This window comes from Oceanispirochaeta sp. M1 (genome assembly GCF_003346715.1).
Lineage (GTDB): Bacteria > Spirochaetota > Spirochaetia > DSM-2461 > DSM-2461 > Oceanispirochaeta.
The window spans coordinates 113,223-131,374 of sequence record NZ_QQPQ01000009.1 but is presented as its reverse complement, the minus strand read 5'-3'; the positions used below and the strand labels follow the sequence as shown (position 1 = coordinate 131,374).

At 43.5% G+C, this 18,152-nt stretch carries 19 protein-coding genes; 4 read left to right on the top strand and 15 right to left on the bottom strand.

Annotation, left to right across the window (positions count from 1 at the left end; translation table 11 throughout):
• Positions 1-24 precede the first annotated feature (24 nt).
• From DV872_RS26515 to DV872_RS08280, 7 genes are all read right to left on the bottom strand, one after another.
• The gene (locus DV872_RS26515; protein ID WP_158546893.1) at positions 25-183 is read right to left on the bottom strand and encodes a hypothetical protein; all 159 of its coding nucleotides are present in this window, start codon (positions 181-183) and stop codon (positions 25-27) included.
• Positions 165-881, bottom strand: coding sequence for a GNAT family N-acetyltransferase (locus tag DV872_RS08300; RefSeq protein WP_114629404.1), 717 nt, complete (start codon positions 879-881; stop codon positions 165-167). Before DV872_RS08300 ends, DV872_RS26515 begins: the two co-directional genes overlap by 19 nt.
• A 170-nt stretch (positions 882-1,051) precedes the next feature.
• Positions 1,052-2,053, bottom strand: coding sequence for a LacI family DNA-binding transcriptional regulator (locus tag DV872_RS08295; protein WP_114629403.1), 1,002 nt, complete (start codon positions 2,051-2,053; stop codon positions 1,052-1,054).
• On the bottom strand, positions 2,053-3,126 hold the full coding sequence (locus DV872_RS08290) for a uroporphyrinogen decarboxylase family protein (protein ID WP_114629402.1): 1,074 nt from the start codon (positions 3,124-3,126) through the stop codon (positions 2,053-2,055). Before DV872_RS08290 ends, DV872_RS08295 begins: the two co-directional genes overlap by 1 nt.
• 105 nt (positions 3,127-3,231) lie before the next feature.
• Positions 3,232-4,146 (bottom strand): MFS transporter, encoded by a 915-nt coding sequence (locus DV872_RS08285; RefSeq protein WP_233516418.1) that lies wholly within the window; start codon positions 4,144-4,146, stop codon positions 3,232-3,234.
• A 38-nt stretch (positions 4,147-4,184) separates the two neighbouring features.
• A complete protein-coding gene (locus DV872_RS26945) occupies positions 4,185-4,460 on the bottom strand; it encodes a hypothetical protein (protein WP_216664374.1) in 276 nt (91 codons plus the stop codon).
• On the bottom strand, positions 4,460-5,296 hold the full coding sequence (locus DV872_RS08280) for an AraC family transcriptional regulator (RefSeq protein ID WP_158546892.1): 837 nt from the start codon (positions 5,294-5,296) through the stop codon (positions 4,460-4,462). The genes DV872_RS26945 and DV872_RS08280 overlap by 1 nt, the downstream gene beginning before the upstream one ends.
• A 124-nt stretch (positions 5,297-5,420) precedes the next feature.
• On the opposite strand from DV872_RS08280, the gene melA reads away from it, so the two are divergent.
• Positions 5,421-6,830, top strand: coding sequence for an alpha-galactosidase (gene melA / locus DV872_RS08275; RefSeq protein WP_114629399.1), 1,410 nt, complete (start codon positions 5,421-5,423; stop codon positions 6,828-6,830).
• Between the two features lie 89 nt (positions 6,831-6,919).
• Here the strand turns inward: melA and DV872_RS08270 are convergent, their stop codons facing one another.
• The 4 genes from DV872_RS08270 to DV872_RS08255 all read right to left on the bottom strand — a co-directional run bounded on the left by DV872_RS08270 (position 6,920) and on the right by DV872_RS08255 (position 10,530).
• Positions 6,920-7,327, bottom strand: a complete 408-nt coding sequence (locus tag DV872_RS08270; RefSeq protein WP_158546891.1) for a VOC family protein — start codon at positions 7,325-7,327, stop codon at positions 6,920-6,922.
• A gap of 87 nt (positions 7,328-7,414) precedes the next feature.
• Positions 7,415-8,251, bottom strand: coding sequence for a DMT family transporter (locus DV872_RS08265; RefSeq protein WP_114629397.1), 837 nt, complete (start codon positions 8,249-8,251; stop codon positions 7,415-7,417).
• A gap of 106 nt (positions 8,252-8,357) precedes the next feature.
• Entirely contained in the window at positions 8,358-9,641 is a 1,284-nt protein-coding gene (locus DV872_RS08260; RefSeq protein WP_114629396.1) for an amidohydrolase family protein, read from the bottom strand.
• A gap of 142 nt (positions 9,642-9,783) precedes the next feature.
• Positions 9,784-10,530: an AraC family transcriptional regulator gene (locus DV872_RS08255; protein ID WP_114629395.1), complete on the bottom strand. Its 747-nt coding sequence runs from the start codon at positions 10,528-10,530 to the stop codon at positions 9,784-9,786.
• Between the two features lie 94 nt (positions 10,531-10,624).
• Between DV872_RS08255 and DV872_RS08250 the strand changes: the two genes are divergently transcribed.
• Positions 10,625-11,740: a uroporphyrinogen decarboxylase family protein gene (locus DV872_RS08250; protein ID WP_114629394.1), complete on the top strand. Its 1,116-nt coding sequence runs from the start codon at positions 10,625-10,627 to the stop codon at positions 11,738-11,740.
• A gap of 7 nt (positions 11,741-11,747) precedes the next feature.
• On the opposite strand, the gene DV872_RS08245 is transcribed toward DV872_RS08250, so the two are convergent.
• A complete protein-coding gene (locus tag DV872_RS08245) occupies positions 11,748-12,992 on the bottom strand; it encodes a hypothetical protein (protein ID WP_114629393.1) in 1,245 nt (414 codons plus the stop codon).
• Between the two features lie 123 nt (positions 12,993-13,115).
• Here DV872_RS08245 and DV872_RS08240 point away from each other — a divergent pair, with 123 nt between their 5' ends.
• Positions 13,116-13,850, top strand: a complete 735-nt coding sequence (locus DV872_RS08240; protein ID WP_114629392.1) for an AraC family transcriptional regulator — start codon at positions 13,116-13,118, stop codon at positions 13,848-13,850.
• A gap of 25 nt (positions 13,851-13,875) precedes the next feature.
• Here DV872_RS08240 and DV872_RS08235 read toward each other — a convergent pair whose 3' ends face one another.
• From DV872_RS08235 to DV872_RS08225, 3 genes are all read right to left on the bottom strand, one after another.
• Positions 13,876-14,988 (bottom strand): uroporphyrinogen decarboxylase family protein, encoded by a 1,113-nt coding sequence (locus tag DV872_RS08235; RefSeq protein WP_158546890.1) that lies wholly within the window; start codon positions 14,986-14,988, stop codon positions 13,876-13,878.
• 13 nt (positions 14,989-15,001) lie between these two features.
• Positions 15,002-15,913, bottom strand: a complete 912-nt coding sequence (locus DV872_RS08230) for a sugar phosphate isomerase/epimerase (protein WP_114629390.1) — start codon at positions 15,911-15,913, stop codon at positions 15,002-15,004.
• 95 nt (positions 15,914-16,008) lie between these two features.
• Entirely contained in the window at positions 16,009-17,175 is a 1,167-nt protein-coding gene (locus tag DV872_RS08225) for a Gfo/Idh/MocA family protein (protein WP_114629389.1), read from the bottom strand.
• 96 nt (positions 17,176-17,271) lie between these two features.
• Here DV872_RS08225 and DV872_RS08220 point away from each other — a divergent pair, with 96 nt between their 5' ends.
• On the top strand, positions 17,272-18,096 hold the full coding sequence (locus tag DV872_RS08220; protein ID WP_158546889.1) for an AraC family transcriptional regulator: 825 nt from the start codon (positions 17,272-17,274) through the stop codon (positions 18,094-18,096).
• The last annotated feature ends 56 nt before the right edge of the window (positions 18,097-18,152 follow it).

The window sequence follows — 18,152 nt, the reverse complement described above, 5'->3', positions numbered from 1 at the left end:
TTTCCTGACTTTTGAAACCTGTGATCAGGAGAGGGCACCCAGCGCAACAGGAACATCCGGAGCAGCCTCTTTCAAAACCCTGATTGTCTCTCTTGTGAGAGTGAAATAGCGGCAGCCGCTTATCATGAGAATAATAAGAAGCAAGCCCAGCCTGCCGATTCGTCTTATCCGGTACAGTTGCATTCGTAGGTTCTCCAGATAAACTCATAACCCAGACCTTCGGCTATGGCCTGGGAGCCCCTGTTTTCTCTGCTTGTTCTGTAAAATGGAATATACCCGTTTTCAAGACAGGCCTTTGTCGCTTCGGCAACAGCAGCAATACCAAGTCCCATTTTCCGGTGTCCCGGAAGGGTCAATATTCCCACATCCCCCAGACCATTATCCCATAGTCTGTATCCCGCATAGGCAACCGGCATATCCCCGAAAAAGACCATGCGGATTTCATCATCCGGATCGTCCAGTTCAATAAGAGCATCTTCGATATCCTCGGGGGTACAGGCATCAAGGAATTTCTGCAGGGGAGGGTGGAAGGAGGATTCCATGGCCCGGATATCATATCCTGCCGGCAGGGGCTTTGATTCTATGCTCTTTTTTTTGTAGATGTAGTGGGGATAGGAATCCACCAGCTTTAATGACGGGTAATGCTCTTTCAGGAATTCCAGGGTTATTGTTTTATTCAGTGCTTTCAGCGAATCTGCCAGTTTACTTCCGCATGTAATAAAGTAATGCTTATACAGTTTTGTGATATAGATATGATGGGGACCCTCTTCGAATTCTCTGATTCTGTATGTATTCCCTTCTGCTTGAAATGTTTCAGTGGAACAGTTGTAAAATGCGGCTCTGTTTTTGATGATTCTATGGTGGATTTCTTTTTCGGTCATGGATGGCTCTCCCGGTTAATCTTTTCCCTGCCGACAACTCCTGCTTACAATATAAGCATAGAGTATTGAGTCCCAGAGTTAATGATTTTCCATGGTTTTTTAAGGGCCACCCCTTTTCTTCAACCGGACTGGATAATTAAAAATAAACCCAGGCCGCTGTATTGTCAATCTTAAGTTGATTCTCTTTTGATGAGGTCTACAGGGATAATTGTTTCCCCCGGATAGAACACCCCATCTGCAAGGAGTGACTGTATTTCTCTGAATATTTTCCCCGCAAAGTTCTCTTCATGGAGGTTCATGGTTGTAAGGGAGGGGTAGCAATACTGCCCCCAATATAGATTGTCTGTGCCTAATATAGCAGCATTTTCAGGAATCTTTATTCCCTGAGATAGAAGTCCACGGATTGCTGGAATGGCCATGGCATCACTGAAGAAGTAAAAACTGTCAAAGTCTGAACAATCGGCAGATCGAAACCACTTTTCAATTTCAATATGGGCAGTGTATGGAAATTCAATATACTTAATCCTTGCAGCTCCCCGTTCAAATACTGAGCGGAAGCCTGCAGATCTTTCTTGTATACAGCGGCCCTTTAATTCCGGGAAAATCATGGCTGCAGATTTGTATCCTTTTTCCAGTAGGTGCTGTGCTGCCAGTTCACCTACCAGTGTGTCATCCACGAGAAAGAGGGAGTGTTTCATTTTTAATGAAGGGTCATTTCGCTCTCCCTGCAATGAAAACAGAGGAATCTTATTGTTCTGTGAAAGATGGATATCGGTGAATTTATCATTGAAGGATACAAGGGCAGAGGGTTGGTTTGCTAATACTGCCTGGTAAGCAGGAAGTCCGTTTTTCAGATGATATTCAGACTCCTGAACAATCATCCCGGCAGCTTCACAAAGCGTGCGTAACTGGGAAGACACCCGGGCGAAAAATGATGTTGTCATATTCATCTTTTCGATTTCCGAATGCACAAAGCAAATTACATGTTCTTTCTTCCTCTTTTTAGAGGGAGTGAATTCATAACCCAGTTTTTCAGCAGCCTTAAGGACTTTACGCTTTGCTTCTACACCTATCTGTATATCTTTTCTATCATTGAGGACAATAGAAACAGTGGTGGAAGAGACTCCCGCCTCTCTGGCAATATCTTTAAGGGTCGTTCTTTTTTTATACACTAATACTTTCCAAGTTCCAGTCCCCGCTCTATAAAATATCTATAGGATTCTACATCTACGGTATTGGGGATTGAGTGATCACTGTGAAGTACAAACCCGAATCCCTCTTTTAATAGTGCTACCTTTGATTCAAGCTCTGTGTCAATGATTTTTCTGTCATTGGAGTAGAGAGCTCTTACATCAATACCCCCCATAAGGGAAAGATGATCTTTGTATTGTTTATGAATTCGAAGTGGATCCATGCCGGCTTTTACTTCGATTACCTGAAGGCAATCGATACCCGCTTCCACCATATCCGGCAGAAGAGGTTCTATAAAACCACAGGAGTGCATGATTACAGGAAGTCCCTTGTCATGAGCCCAGCCGATTGTTCTCTTGTGAGCCGGCTGAATTATCTCTTTATACATCTGGGGGCTCATAAAGGGGCGCTCTTTGTAACCCATATCTTCATAAAACCATATTCCATCCGGATACCCTTCCTGTGAGAAGAGGATCTCCCAGCATTGGATGGTCAGTTCTGCGTAGGTCTTAACCATATCCTTTACCCAGTCAGGATCGAGAGCCATCCCCATCAGCATGTATTCATGTCCGCACACTGGATGCATCAGTTCAAATACATTTACCCCGGACCAGCAGAAAAAGCGGTCTGCAGCCCTGCACTCCTCTTTCTTTTTTCTATAAGCCTCAATGTTCAGTCTATCCAATGAAGGGATTAAGAGAGGTTTGATATGTTCCAGCCAGCCTGCTCTGTCTTTGACAAGAAAGTCTACATGTTCCGGAGTCGAATCATGAAGTTTATGCCTCCGGAGAAGGGCGCCGTTTCCATCCCTCAGGAGGATTGTTTCCTCTGTCTCTTCTACCACTTCCGGTTCTTTACTGAGATCGGCAACCATATTGAATGACCAGCACTCATCCATATCAAATCCGAAAAGATCAGCCAGATTATCATTTTCGTTGACTATCCCTTTCTGAGCCCACTCTTTCTGAGTATCATCCCAGAAGTGTTCATACAGGCCGATCCTGTCGACGGCTTTCCGCTTCAGAATATTCTGCATCCTTTCTATACCGGTCATTTTATCTCTCCGCTTTTTTGGAAAAGTATTTAACTAAATATAAACTAAATATTTAGTAACTGAGGGAATATTAACCTTGTTTTTTGAATCGGGCAAGTTATTAATTCAGATGTTTTCTTTAAGTAAGGGTATCAGCAGGCTCACGGAGAATATGATAATCCCAAGGGAGAGGGTTCCCGCAGTTCTCATTGAGAAGCTCTGTATAAAAGCAAATCCTATAAAGGGACCGAGGATTCCCCTTACTCCACAGAGGAATGTATGGACCGACATAAAGGCCTGGCTTTCACCAGGAGGGGCCACCTTTGTTACCCATAAATTCCAAAGATAGGGGGAGGCCGCAAATCCTATATTCATAATAATCTGACCCAGGATGATGAGTGCCAGATTTTCAGTCAGAAAGAAGATAAAGATACCTGCACCCACCAGGAGGGAATTGATCATACGGATGGGGAGGAAGTTAACCTTGTCGAATATCCGGCCCCAGAAATTATTACAGATAAAGCGGACAGTACTGGGAATCACACCTAAGATGATCAGAACCACCAGAGGACTCAATCCCAGGCCCCTCTCTGATTCAACCAGATAGACTGTCCTTAAGGGGATCGTCCAGAGGTTGGCAAATCCAAGCATAAACCAGGAGAGGGAGACCCTTCCGAAGAGGGGATACTTAATGAGAAGACCCAGGTTTTTCAGAGGCGATGATTTGATGGGAACTGTTTTACTCTCAAAGGGAATCTTTAAAAGGAGTAATCCGCTGAAGATCACAAGTACACCGGCTACAGCATAAATCCATCTGAAATATTCCAGATCTTTTTCCAGGAGTGCACCGCTTATTATGTTTGATCCCAGGCCAGTTGCCAGGGAGAGGAGAATGCCTGCGGCAAAGAGTTTTCCCATACGGGTCTTATGGTAGTTTTCCGCATAGATGGCCGTAAAAAGGGGCATCCTGATATGAAGGAAAATGCTGTGGAGAAGGATGGTCAGAGCATAGGCGGGTGTTGTCTGTGTGAATCCTGATATTATTAATAGAACTCCACCTGCAAGAGTGGAAATCCCTGCTATTCTATTCGGTTTGTGATGTGAAGGGAGGATGAACTGAACAGGGATATGATCATTCCAAAATGGATGGAGGAGCTGATAATACTCTTCCAGAAGTCGCTGACTCCAAAATACTGAATACCTATCAGCAGGAATATTGTTGCCCCCAGGGTCTGGATTATACCGTCGACCCCCGAGCGGAAAGTATCCAGAAAAAAGGTTTCTCTTTCATGTGGAGTGAGCAGCTGAGTTTCATCTTTTATAAATAATCTGAGTATTTTATCGGTCAGTGACATCAGTCATCAGTAGATACGGAATGGGATGAAAAATCAAGCTTATAGGCCCCCGGAGTCATCCCTGTCCTTTTTTTAAATGCCTTCAGGAAGTTATTGTAGTCTCGGAATCCGCAACTGTAGGCTGCCTCCTTGGCAGACCATCCTGATCTGAGATATTCCTGAGCTTTATCAAACCTGTCATCCCGGAGGACTTCCCCGATCGATTTATTTATCTTCTCTTTGAAGATCCTTGATGCATAGGAGCGTTCAAGCTGTACAAAGTCGATTACATCCTGTACCTGAATAGGGGTGTTGTAATACTCATGGATAAAGGTCTCCATTGACTGTACATGGTGGCTGCTTCCGGAATCTGTTTTCTGAGGAACAGGCTGCACCGCATGTCTTTGCCTGAAGAGCTTCCCCAGTATTAAATTGAACCGGCCCAGGTTTTCCAGTTCCTCGGCAGGATGCTTATAGAGCCTGGGTTCGGATATTCCGGAAAAAATATGTTGAAGTTCTTCTACATTTTTACAGTGCAGAACAGGGCTGTTTTTGTTCAGACGGAGGGATGTAAATATCCCATCGAAATTTCCCTGAAAACCCAGCCAGAAATAGGACCAGGGTTCTTCTGTGTCTGCCTTGTACAGATGTTTTTGTCCAGGGAAGATTAGAAAGGCATCACCCTTTGTGAGAGTCCATTTTCTGCCGCTGCATTGATACTCTCCTTTCCCCTTACTTACCATATGGAGAAGGTAGTAGTCCCTGACCCCGCCGTATTCATGACCCGGAGGGCAGTCCTCTGATCCCCAGTGAATTAAATGGGATGATCCATTGTTTTGATTACTTAAAGCTCTCATAAACCCCATAATACCATTGAAATACAATAAAATAACAGAATAAAACAACAAAATGAATGTATCTATACTATTCGTACTCTAGTAATATCATCACATAAAATAAGTACAGAAAAAGGAGCCCCAAATGGCCAATATAGTTATCATCGGTGCCGGAAGCCTTGTATTTTCCAGTCGCCTGACGGCAGATATTCTGACTTTTCCAGCTTTGGAAGACAGCCGGATCACTCTTGTTGATGTAGATAAAGACCGTCTGAATTATGCCGAGCAGATTGTTCAGCGTATTTTTAAAGAAGGAAAATATACAAAGGCAAGTGTAGTTGCCACCATGGACCGCAGAGAAGCCCTGAAGGATGCAGATTATGTCATTGTCAGTATTCTTGTGGGAGGCTATGAAGCCATCGAAAAGGAGATCGACATTCCGGCGAAATACGGGATTGATCAGTGCATCGGCGATACTCTGACTCCCGGCGGAATTATGCGCTGTCTCAGAACCCTGCCTGTACTGCTGGAGATTACGGATGATGTTATGGAACTGTGCCCCAGGGCGCATGTTCTCAACTATACAAATCCCATGGGTATGCTCTCCTGGGGACTACAGGATGCGGCTCCCCAGATGTCCTATGTCGGGCTCTGTCACTCTGTGCAGGGAACGGCAGAAGAGTGGGCCAAGCGTCTTGAGATTCCCTTTGAAGAGCTTAATTATCAGTGTTCCGGGATTAATCATCAGGCCTGGTTTACCCGCTTCGAACATAAGGGTAAGGATATGCTTCCCTCCATTCGAGAGTTGGCGGTCAAACCGGAAATCTGGTATGGCGATTCTACCCGGATGGAATATGTAAAACACTTTGGTTTTCCTGTAACTGAATCCAGCGGTCATGTCTCTGAATATAACTGGTGGTTCAGAAAGAATAAGGAGACCATAGAGCGCTACTGTCAGGATGAGTATTCAGAGTGGAACGGCGGCAGCGGATTTATTAAGAAACTCTATGAGCGACCTGACTGGAAAGAGCAGATGCAAAAGATGGCCAGCTGGGAAGAGCCGGTGGATCTGGAACGGAGTGATGAATACGGTTCCATCATAATCAATGCCATTGAGACAGGCACTCCTGCTGTTATCTATGGGAATGTAAAGAACAAAGGATTTATCGATAACCTTCCCGATGGAGCTCTGGTTGAAGTACCCGTTCTGGTAGATGGAAATGGAATGCACCCAGTGAGGACAGGTGCGCTTCCTCCCCACCTGGCAGGTATCAATAAGGCGCAGTTGAATGTACAGGAGCTGGCAGTCAGGGCTGTACAGACAGGAGATCCTGAGTTTGTCTTTCAGGCAATGGCTCTGGACCCCCTCTGTGCATTGAGTTGTACTCTAGACGAAATCAGGGCTATGACCCGTGAACTTTTAGCGGCTCATAAACCCTGGGTAAGCTGCATCAGGGGAGAGCTGGCAGATAAAGCTCTTGTCTATACACTGCCCGCACCTGAAAATGTGGAAAAGCATATTGACCCGGCTACAGCCAATAATATTGACGACTGAGAGGATAAATCCTTTCATTGCATGGTGTTCCCTTTAATGAGAATCTCATGCAATGATTCAGGCCGGTCACAGGCTTCAATGGAATATAATTATCTATATTGAAAAAACTCAATAACCTCGTTGTCCGGACCGTATACAAAGGCAATCCGGATGGGGAGATCATTTTCTTTTCCATTTATTACAAGGTCCATGGGTTCATCCTTGCTCTTAAGGCCGGCATCAATGGCTCTCTTGTAGTAGAGGTCACACTCTTCAACCAGCATGCAGAAGTGGATAACTGAGTTTTCAGGAGCTTCAACTTTTTCACCGCCCGCAAAAATCTCAACATAGCTTCCACCGCCTATATCCATCATACAGGCCCTTTTCTCTCCCTCTCCCCACTGGAGGGCAATATTCATTCCCAGAGTTTCTGTATAGAAGGTTTTTGATTTATCAAAGTCAGCACATTTAATGGCAATGTGGTGGAAGACGGTACTTGGAGCAACGCTATTTTTCATGGGAGTCATATATTTTCCTTTTACTTGAAATCTGTATATATTTCATCATATTAGATGGTACTTGTCTATAATCTCTCTTAATAGAACTTAGCCGCCTATACCGATCAACGCTGCACCCGCTATGGCCAGCATCAATCCTACCATTCGAGCAGGTCTGAGCTTTTCACCAATAAATATTCTCTGCAGAACTACAGTCGGTGCAGGGTAAAGTGCCGTAATAACTACTGCCGTAACCAAAAGTCCTGAACGGGTTGCCATCAGATAAAACAGATTGGCCCCCATATCGAGAGCTCCTCCGAATAAGGCCTGCCTACGGGTTCCTTTGGCAAGAAGAACGGGGTGGTGTTTAATCATTGTAATCATAAAGAAGAGGGGGACTGTGACGGATCTTGCTGCAACAAGCGGCCACATTCCGGAGCTGTCTCCTGTCTGAGCTATAAGAATAAAGAACCCGCTGAATCCCAGTCCAGCCATAAATCCCATCTCAAACGATTTCATCACATGAGCCTTTTTCTCCTCTTTTTCCAGGGAGAGGAGAAGGATTGCAGGAAGAGCCAGGGCAACACCGACCCAGCTGAGAAGGGCAGGTTGTTCTCCACTCGCAATTCCATAAAATACTGGAAGCACGGCTCCTGTCAGAGCTGCTACTGGAGAGATAATTGATGCCAGTCCGACAGCAAGTCCCCTGTATAGGATTCCTACACCGATAGCTCCGCATATTCCTGCCGCTGCTCCCCAGATTAAATCAGCAGCTACCACGGATGGAGATCCGAGAAGAGGCGCCGCAATAAGGGCAACCAGGAGTCCCATTCCCTGTGACCATGCCACAACGGTTATGGCGGAATTCTTTCTTGAGGCAAGACCGCCGAAAAAGTCAGCGGCACCGTATGTGAGGGCAGAGAGTGAGGCAAATATAACAACCATGGGCTGATTGTATCTGCTCTTATTATATTTGTGAAGCTTCAGAGCCTTCTATAACATTTGTTGACCGACAGATCCCGTGATAAATTTCCCGGTAGACACACCCGCGTCATCTCACCCTATATGCAGATTCAACTTCATCCAGCATTTCCTGAATTTTTATCTTAGACAACCAGATGCCTTTTGTCATGACACCTTCTATGGTTCTGGTATTCTGAATATCAATTAAGGGATTCTTATTTAACAGCACCAGGTCTGCATTCTTACCTACTTCTATTGTTCCAGCATGCTCTTCTAATCCAAGCATTTCTGCGGGTTTTACTGTCGTTGTCAACAAGACCTGAAATGGTGTTAATCCTGATTCCTGCATTAACTGAAATTCCTCATGCAGACTGAACCCGGCAATGACATAAGGATTTCCTGTATCAGTTCCAGAAACTATATTTGCGCCTTTATCATATAAGGTTTTAAGTAATTCTTTGGCATAATTTAATTGCATAATAGAACTGGCAGAACCCTTCCAGTACTTTACAACATCAATATGTACATATTTCAACTCATCAATTTCAGAAGATTTAAGATCATTCAGATTTTCATAGTTTTTTTTCACTATCAGTGTTGGACAGTTCCATACCCTATTTTTCACTGTCAGATCGATTACTCTAGATGAAATCTCTTCACTCATAAATTGGGAATAACCGGTAAAGTGTTCAATGGATTGCTGTCCAGACTCTAATACGGCATCTATTCCGACTAGACTGGGGACATGGCCCACGACGGGGATATTTATTTCCTTTGCTACTCTGATGATTTCCTGATACACATCACTCTTTAATCTCTCATATACCTTAATAAAATCATATCCATCTATCTTCATCTGCTTAATGGCCTGCTCTACATCGGCAGGATCATCGAGAATAAAACTATTACGCCATACGGGAATGGTACCATCAATTAACGGTCCGGTTGTATATAAATTCGGCCCCAGGATTTCTTTATTACTAATGGCTTCTCTGTATTCTACATGATCGGGAAGGCCCCACATATTTCTAATAGTAGTAACACCATTGGCCAAAAATAATGACAAAACTTCTTCATGATCTGTATGAACATGCATATCTGAAAATCCGGGGAGTAAGAATTTACCGTCTGAATTGATAATCAAAGTTTTCTTTGGTAAGTTCAGATTCTCATAATCATCAATGGCAATTATTGTTCCATCAGCGATATAAACTGACTTATTCTCTAATATATGCTCATCAACCATGGAAATGACAGCTACATTTTTAAATACGATATCTTGAGCTTTTGGAACATTTCTATTTGAAGCACATGATTGAATAACAAATAAAAGTGATAGCAGGAGAATGAATTTTAATAGACAAGTTTTCATTTGATTCACCAATGCCCTTTTAGTAAATAAAAATAATATTGTAACATGAGTTTATTATTGAGATACTCAAATGTATAGATTTTTTTTACTTGTACAACTATGAGTGGACAGAGTACACGCTATGGGCAGTGAATCACAATTATTAGATATTTCCCGTCCTATACCGGGAGGGGCTGATCTTCATTTTCTTTTTGAACTGTCTGGAGAAGAAAGAGACATCGCTGTATCCCATCCTGTCAGAAATCATGCTGACCGTATAGTTAGTGGACAGGAGGAGGGAACAGGCCATTGCTATCCTTCTGGATAGAATAAAATCCTGGGGGGTCATAGCCTTTTCATTTATAAATACCCTGGAGAAATGTTCCCTGCTGCTGCCGAACCATCCTGCCATATCTTCGACCGAAACATTAATGAAATTTCTCTCCGAAGCCTGTTTCACGGCTTCGGAAATACGCAATTTTGTATTAGGAACAGTGGTGTCGGAAATCCTGTCTGAACTCTTCAGTTCACAAAATGCTGCCTTGAGCCATTGTACTGCATCATCATTTTCATCATTCTGCCAGTGCTCAATAATCCTTTTACAGATAGCATCCAGAAAGTCTGCATCCCTGGCCTGAATTCTAGAGAAATCACATTCCGGATCTGATTCAAAGTGTACTGCATAGACATGGAGTGTTGCCTCTGGATTCTGTGAAGCAATATAGCGTTCATTTCCCTTCAGGAAGAAGCATTCTCCCCGATAAAGAGGGAAGCTGCCTTTGGGTGTTTTAATTTCACCTGAGCCTCTGCTTACATACCATAGATCTGTATCACTCCAGCTTGTCATGGATGTATCCCAGAACCAATCTTTATGGCAAATGTGGAGGTCTGCACTGTTGATTTTCAGCATAACATCACAATAGTGCAATAAATTGTCATTAAAATCAATTATAAGTAATAAAAATATCTCTATAATACAATTAGAACGCTTCTTGGAGATATGTATGGAATTAAATAGAAAACAATACCTTGACTATATGACATTTGAAAATGCAGAAAGGCCCATTTTTGTAGAACTGTTCGGTCCTCTTATAGGACTCCCTGAAGAGTGGGAACAGCAGGGCGCCACTCCTGATGAAATAGGCATGAAGGCCTTCGGCTTCGATTATGTACGGAGACACAGTATTGATGTAAATACATTTCTGTTGGACCAGACTGAAGATATTGTTCTTGAAGAGAATGATGAATACCTGCTGACCCTGGACAGTCTGGGCAGAAAAATGAAGTTGGTAAAGGCTACAGCAACACTGCCGCTTCCCATGAATTATCCTGTAACTGATATGGAGAGCTGGCTGAATATTAAGCCCCGTTATGAGTTCCGGGAAGACCGACTGGCAAAGGATTGGCTGGAAAAGGCTGAGGCTGCCCTTGCTGCAGGGGCCCTTCTTGTAGCTGAGATTCCCGGAGGTTTTGATGAACCCCGGCAGCTTATGGGAGAGGAGAATCTCTGTTATGCCTATTACGAGCAGCCCGAGCTGATTCACGATATTCTGAATACCATTGGAGATACGGCTTATAAAGTGCTGGATATTGTCAGTTCCAAAATCCCAGTTGATCAACTCTCTATCCATGAGGATATGGCTGGCAAAAGCGGATGTCTTATCGGGCCCTTGCAGATTGATGAATTTTTGAAACCCTATTATCGAAAGGTCTGGGATCTTCTTGAATCCCGGGGGACAAAGATGTTCCGCCAGGACTCTGACGGTAATATGAACTCTGTTATTGACAGTTTTCTGGATGCCGGAATCACCGAGATGTATCCCATGGAACCGGCTGCGGGCATGGATGTTGTGGAAGTCAGAAAGAAATACGGTAAGAGACTGGCCCTGTCCGGGGGGATTGATAAACATGTACTCAGACAGTCAAAAGAGGCTATAAAAAAAGAGCTTGAATATAAACTGCAGCCCCTTATGAGAGAGGGGGGGATGGTGTTCGGTCTGGATCATAGAATTCCCAATGGAACTCCCCTGGAGAATTACAGATATTATGTAAAAACTGCCAGGGAGATTCTGGGGCTTGAAGTCCATCCTGAACCCTGCTGGGACAGGATGGCTTTCTAGCTGCAGCTTACCACTCTTCAGCTATCCTCATGGCTGTTTCAGCCCATTTTGTCAGTCGTGAGGGATCATTATTTATTGTTGATATATCCTTGAGGATATACTCAAGATTTACACCATTTTCTTTTGCAATGTCCCGGGTCAGTTTCAGATCATCTTCCACTTCCTGCCAGTTTACAGATGTGGTAGCTATAAAGGCGGGGCTGGGTTTATTGGACATGATATGATCCCTGCCTATCTGTTCGGCAAAGTTCTTTCTGTCACTCCAGGGGCTGCAGGATATTTTCTTCACATTGGGAATCTGTTTTACTATATCAAGTCTGTCATCTTCACGCTCACAGCATCCGTAGTAGATCATGCCGAATTCCTTTGCCATTCTCTTAATATAGGGTGTTTCAAACTCTTCGGTGGCGGCAGGGGAGACTGATGTGAAGAGCTGTGCCATACCGAAGGCCCAGCTCTTGGATGAAACAGATCCTTTCCCTTCGCCGAATCCCGGCAGAAGTTCATCAGTATATATGTAGGAGCAGTGGCAGGTATTGGATATATCATCATGAAGCTGCAGTGCATTTGCCTCTCTGATACCGGCTATGGCTGAGTCGGTAAGGCGATCCATGCAGGCATGTAGAAAGTCGGGGTTATCCAGAATCTCATAGTATACATCTTCCATTCCGATAAAGCGGCTCAGGTCATCCCAGATCCCCAGGTGAAATTGTATACCGTGTCCCTGTTTCAGAGGAGCTGTTCCTGAAAATATCTCCCGGGCTTCATCCAGATGTTTTTCACTGAGAGCCTTGTCATGGCTGACTTTCATATCTTTAATTTTCTCCAGGTCATCCATGGTTTTAAGGGTTCTGCTGTAGTGCTGGGATCTTGCAGTGGTCTCTTCATCCAGAGCCATGGATTCTTCATCATGATGGAGGCCGAATCTTGTGCACTCCGCAGAGAGTGGGATTGTAATATATGGCTCAACAACCATATCAACAGGACATGTATTCCATTTATATATGGTCTGTCGGAGATTCAGCTCCACATCCCTCCAGTAGGGATCTTTTATACCACAGGCCTTGTCATTCGCCCCTTCCAGTTCATTCCATGGAAACTGATCGATTACAACCATGGGACGCTGAGAGGACATACGGTTAAGATCCTTCCATAGATTGACCTTCTCCTGCTGAACAGGAAGTGAAGCAATAGCCATGTAAGTTTCACCAAGCTGACGCAAAGCTGTGATTTCTTCTTTTGACAATGACATGTAAAATCCTTCAATACAGTTTTGAAGATATTCTATTATGCAAATATGGTTGATAAAACTGTAATAAATGATGTTTGTTATGCATTAATTGACAACTAGCCGTTTTCTGAGGGATAATAGTCCATGGTTCTGGATTATGGTATTGTTCACTGTCCTGCCGACTGGCATGTGGATGAAAGTATTGCTCCCGGTTATTCCCGGCTCTATTATGTCAAAGGAGGAGACGCTCTGTACCACGATCAAGGTCAGACTCTTCCACTCCTGGAAAGGCATTTCTATGTTTTACCTACAGCCATTCCCTATAAGCTCAGTCATGATCCGGAGAATCCCTTTATATGTGTCTATCTGCATATGGATTTTTTTCCCGGGAATCTGAGCTCAATATATGATATTTCTGCTTCAGAAGATCCTGTGTTGTTCAATCTTCTTGAAACCCTTAGCGAATGTATTGGAAAGGAGAGTCAGAAGCTGATTGCTGTTCTGGCTGATGCCCTTGTTCTCTACTGCATCGAAGAGGCACTTTTTACTATTACAGAGGGTATGCTGACACCTCTACTTCATTATATAACTGAGAATCTGGATAGAGATCTTTCTGTTGAAGATTTAAGTAACAGGGCGGGATACAACAGTCAGTATTTTATACGCCTCTTCAGGGAGGAGCTGGGGACCACTCCCTATCAATATATTATCGCCAGGCGGATGGAGAGGGCCAGAACCCTGCTGAAAACCGGGATTACTATCACAGAGGTTTCTGATAAAACAGGCTTTGCCGACGTGAAGAGTTTCAGCAGAGCCTTCAGGAAATATAATTCACTGTCACCCAGCGCCTATAGGGAGAACCCGGTAAGCGGGCCCTGATCCCTGCTGAATTCTGGAATATCTGTTAATACTGACCGAATTCCTGCACCGTCTCCATAACCACTTTGAGGCTATCCAGGGAGCTGCCGTTGTTGATTGAGCCAGCGGTGTAGATGTTCAGGCCTCTTGTACCTGTTCCTTTTATGCTCAGGCAGTCTCTTTTTACCTCTTTTCTGATCTCATCAGCATTGTTGTTCATAAAAGTGAAAGGGGCCATACAGCCGTCGATCCTTGCATTGGGAAGATGCTTTCTGATCTCATCAACCATAACAGTGGGACCGAAATTACATCCGTTCATATCCAATGTTCCCAGGATGGGGAGCAGATGGGCCATGGCGGAATCGGAATGCTGATAACGCTTGTCACCGGGATTCGGTGAATAGTGTTCAAAACATCCCTTTAGAACAGGGTATCCGAAATCTTTGTACATCTCAGGAGTCATCAGATTGCAGTCGTCATCGGCAAAAGAAAATCCTGAGGGGGCTGTTTCACTGGTATAGCCGGCTTCCCTGTCGATGACCCTATTGATTTCCAGAACAACTTTTAAAATTGTTCGGCTGAATCTTTTAAAAAGCTCGGGACTGTCGTAAGACAGAAATACCAGGTTTTCCATTCCGAAGATTGATGTCGCCAGAGTCACCGGTCCTCTGATATGTCTTCTCGGCTCTATTTTTTTACCTGTCTTTTCATAGATATTTCGTGACTCCTTCTCCCAGTTTTCCGGCAGGATAAATGATTCAATATCCAGGTTATCAATTTTCTCCAGCTGCCTTTCAAGGGCTTCGGGCGTATTGATCGGACTCTCCAGCCACTCTCCCGTATTCACTCCCATTAAATACTGACCACCAAAGACCTCTCCGATCCTTTTAATATTTGGAAAGGCTACATGTTCTTTGGGATCTATTTCCTTAAGAAGTCGTCTTCCAACTATCTTTTCAGCCTTATCATTGTAGCGTTTATTCAGTTCGAACTGTCGTGGAATATCTATTTCCCCCCAGGGATCTCCCTTTTCATTGAGTTCTGAATAAACACATTCATCACTCATGAGGATTCCCATTGCTACCTGTGTGGCTTCGGGATTAAAACAGTTCTCTTTCTGTGCGTCATCGTTATCTTTCCAGAATTGATCAAAACTCATTTGTTTCTCCATCCTATCTGATCTCTTCTCTGATGTTGTCTACCATGGTCATGAAGCGTTTCCCGTACTCTATATAATTATTATACTTCAGTTCTTCGGCCGATTCAGAGCTGTTCTCGTGATAGACAACAGCCATATGCGGCTCCATTGAAAAACCTCCATCGTATCCGTTCTTTAAAAGATCTGTGACTATTTCACGGACTTTCCCTTCTCCCTCTCCGGGGAAACACCAATCGCTCAGATTAAATATCTCATTCTCTCTGATGCTGGTGAAATGGCCGTCCTTGATATGTACATAGGCAATATGTTCCTTTATTGCGGAGTAGAACTGAAAGGCATTCTGCATCTGATTCTCATATCCCTTCCTGTAATCTATAGAGTTCACAGGATTTCCAGTATCAAATAGAATCTTGAATCTTGGGGAGTCAATTGCATCAATAAGTTTCAGAGTATGATCAGAAGACATACCTCCGTAATTGGCACAATTCTCATGCATGAAATCAATGCCGTTCTCCTCACAGATATCTACAAGGGTCTGAATATTTTTGAAGATAAGTGTTTCCAGTTCGGGAGTATACAGACTTTGATCCCTTAGTCTGGTGAAGCTCATGCCTCTTATCATTGTACATCCCAGCTTCTGCATCCGGGGGATGGCTCTGTTCAGCTCTTCTACAGATTTCTGAAAGTCTTCTTCAGAGCGGGGATCCCGGGTCCAGTTGGCTACAGTGCTACCGAAACAGTTTATCCTGACACCGCTCTCTTTCAGGCTCTCATAGACCTGCTCAAAGGCTTCTTCTGTCAGATCGTGGATATTTTCTCCATCAATATTTCTGGATTCAATATAATCCCAACCAAGCTCTCTGGTTGCCTTTATCTGGGCTTCAATGCCCCTGGCGGCTTCGTCAGTAAATCCTGTGTAATACATTATTTTATCCCCATTTTATTTAAATTATTAAAGGATAATTCAAGAGACTTGAATATATCCCTGTCAGGAACAGGAGTATCCTGCTCTCTTCTTTGTTAGAATGATTTATTAAAGTCATCTTTTGTTTCGACAACTTTCTTTTTTACAGTGCCTGATTTATCCTGAAGATCTTTAAGCTTCTCGGCAAAAAGGTTCTCATCTGCGGGAATCTCAATATATCTCTTTTCAAAAGAGGAAAGCATGATGGCGTTGTTCATGGCGATGGAATGGAGCCCCTCTTCTGCCGGTGCAATAAGCTTCTCTTTTCCGAGGATGGAATTGCAGAAGTTCTGAATGATCAGTTGATGTTCACCCCCTTTCTCAGAAACAGCTATTTCACTGACAGTGCATTCAGGTTGTTCAAAACCCCCTTCAGCTGTGGCCATATGATTCAGGAGGGATATGGTATTTTTATGGAAGATAAGTTTATCGGCTTCCCATATCAGCTTTCCGAATTCACCGACTATCTCCAACCTGTTTGAACCGGGAGCTTCACCAGTAGAGGTGATAAAATGCCCCACCATTCCGTTATCATATTCAAAGTAGGCTGTCACTTCATCTTCAACTTCTATGTCATGGTATTTTCCCAGTGAAACCATTCCGAATACTCTGTCGGGGCATCCTACAAACCACTGATACATATCGAGCTGATGGGGGCACTGGTTCATAAGAACCCCTCCGCCTTCACCTTTCCATGTGGCTCTCCAGCCTCCTGAGTTAAAGTAAGCCTGAGTTCTGTACCAGTCTGTGATAATCCATGTAGTTCTGATCAACTTGCCCAGTTCTCCAGTATCAAGGAGCTCTTTAATTTTCTTTGCAATCCCAAGAGTTCTCTGCTGAAACATGGCTGCGAATATGAGATTCTTATTATTCTTCTGCCCGTCATTCCAGGCTTTAATCATGGCATTTACATCTTTTACATGAACTCCCACTGGTTTTTCTGTGAGGACATGAATACCCCTTTTGAAGGCTGCCCCTGAAAGAGGCAGGTGGTCAAAATGGGGAGTGGCAATAATGATACCGTCAAGTTCACAGGAGTCCATCATCTCTTCGGCAGATGTATAAGAGACACATCCGTATTCCCGGGCAAGAGATTCAGATCTCTCTTTATCCATGTCACAGACTGCAGTCAGCTCTGCATTATCTAAATCATTGATATCTCTACAGTGATTGCTGCCCATATTTCCGAGTCCGACTACTGCAAGTTTTATTGTTGTTTTCATAATATGAGATTGTACGGCTGTTTTATCTGGAAATGAATGGTTCTTTTCTGAAGAAACATGGATTTATTCTGACTGAATATGCTATATTTGAGCAATATGGATGAGATTCCTTTCTATAAGAAGCTTCCCTATCGAAATATTAATTTAAATTTAACCGAGCCCCCCTATCCCCAGGTAAATCAGGATGACTGGGATATATCAAATATGACCATGAATGATTACGATTTATTTATCTGTGAAGAAGGAAGTGCAGATTTCTATTTAAACAGGACTCTTTACACACTGCATCCGGGAATGGCCCTTCTTGTACCACCTCACTGTCTTGTAAATGCTAAAAAAGTCAGTACTGAAGCAGTTGTCTTGGTAGCCCAGCACTTTATGCTCTATCTATTCCAGAAAACAGATTTTTTTAATCTTATCAGTTATAAACCTCTGATCCGTTTTTCCGACTGGGATTTTATACTGCACATTCTCTCCGAGATTAAAAGAATAATTGCCGGAGGCAGGGAGAGCTGGCTCCCTCTTGATACTAATCCGCTTTTTATGGTTCTGCTGACCAGGTTTATGGAGGAAGCCTATCTTGAGACAGATATTGAAGAGAACCGAAAGAGTACTCTCGTTCTTGGTATCATTTCCGTAATTGAAAAGGGGTACCGGGAACCGTTGTTATTGGAAAAACTGATGAAACTGTCGGAGTACGGATACAGTCATACATCCAACATATTTAAGGATTACACAGGCATCTCTATAAAGTCTTATATCATTGAAAGGAGACTTGATGCGGCAAAGGATGCTCTCCTCCGCCGCAGTTCAGTAAGGGATGCCGCCGAAGCGGCAGGATATGAAGATGAATTTTATTTTTCAAGAATCTTCAAAAAATATACCGGAGCATCACCCCGGGAATTCCGTAAAAGACTATGATCATAAACTATTTCAATCTATATCAGAGCAGTATAGTAAAAGTGAATAATTACTTG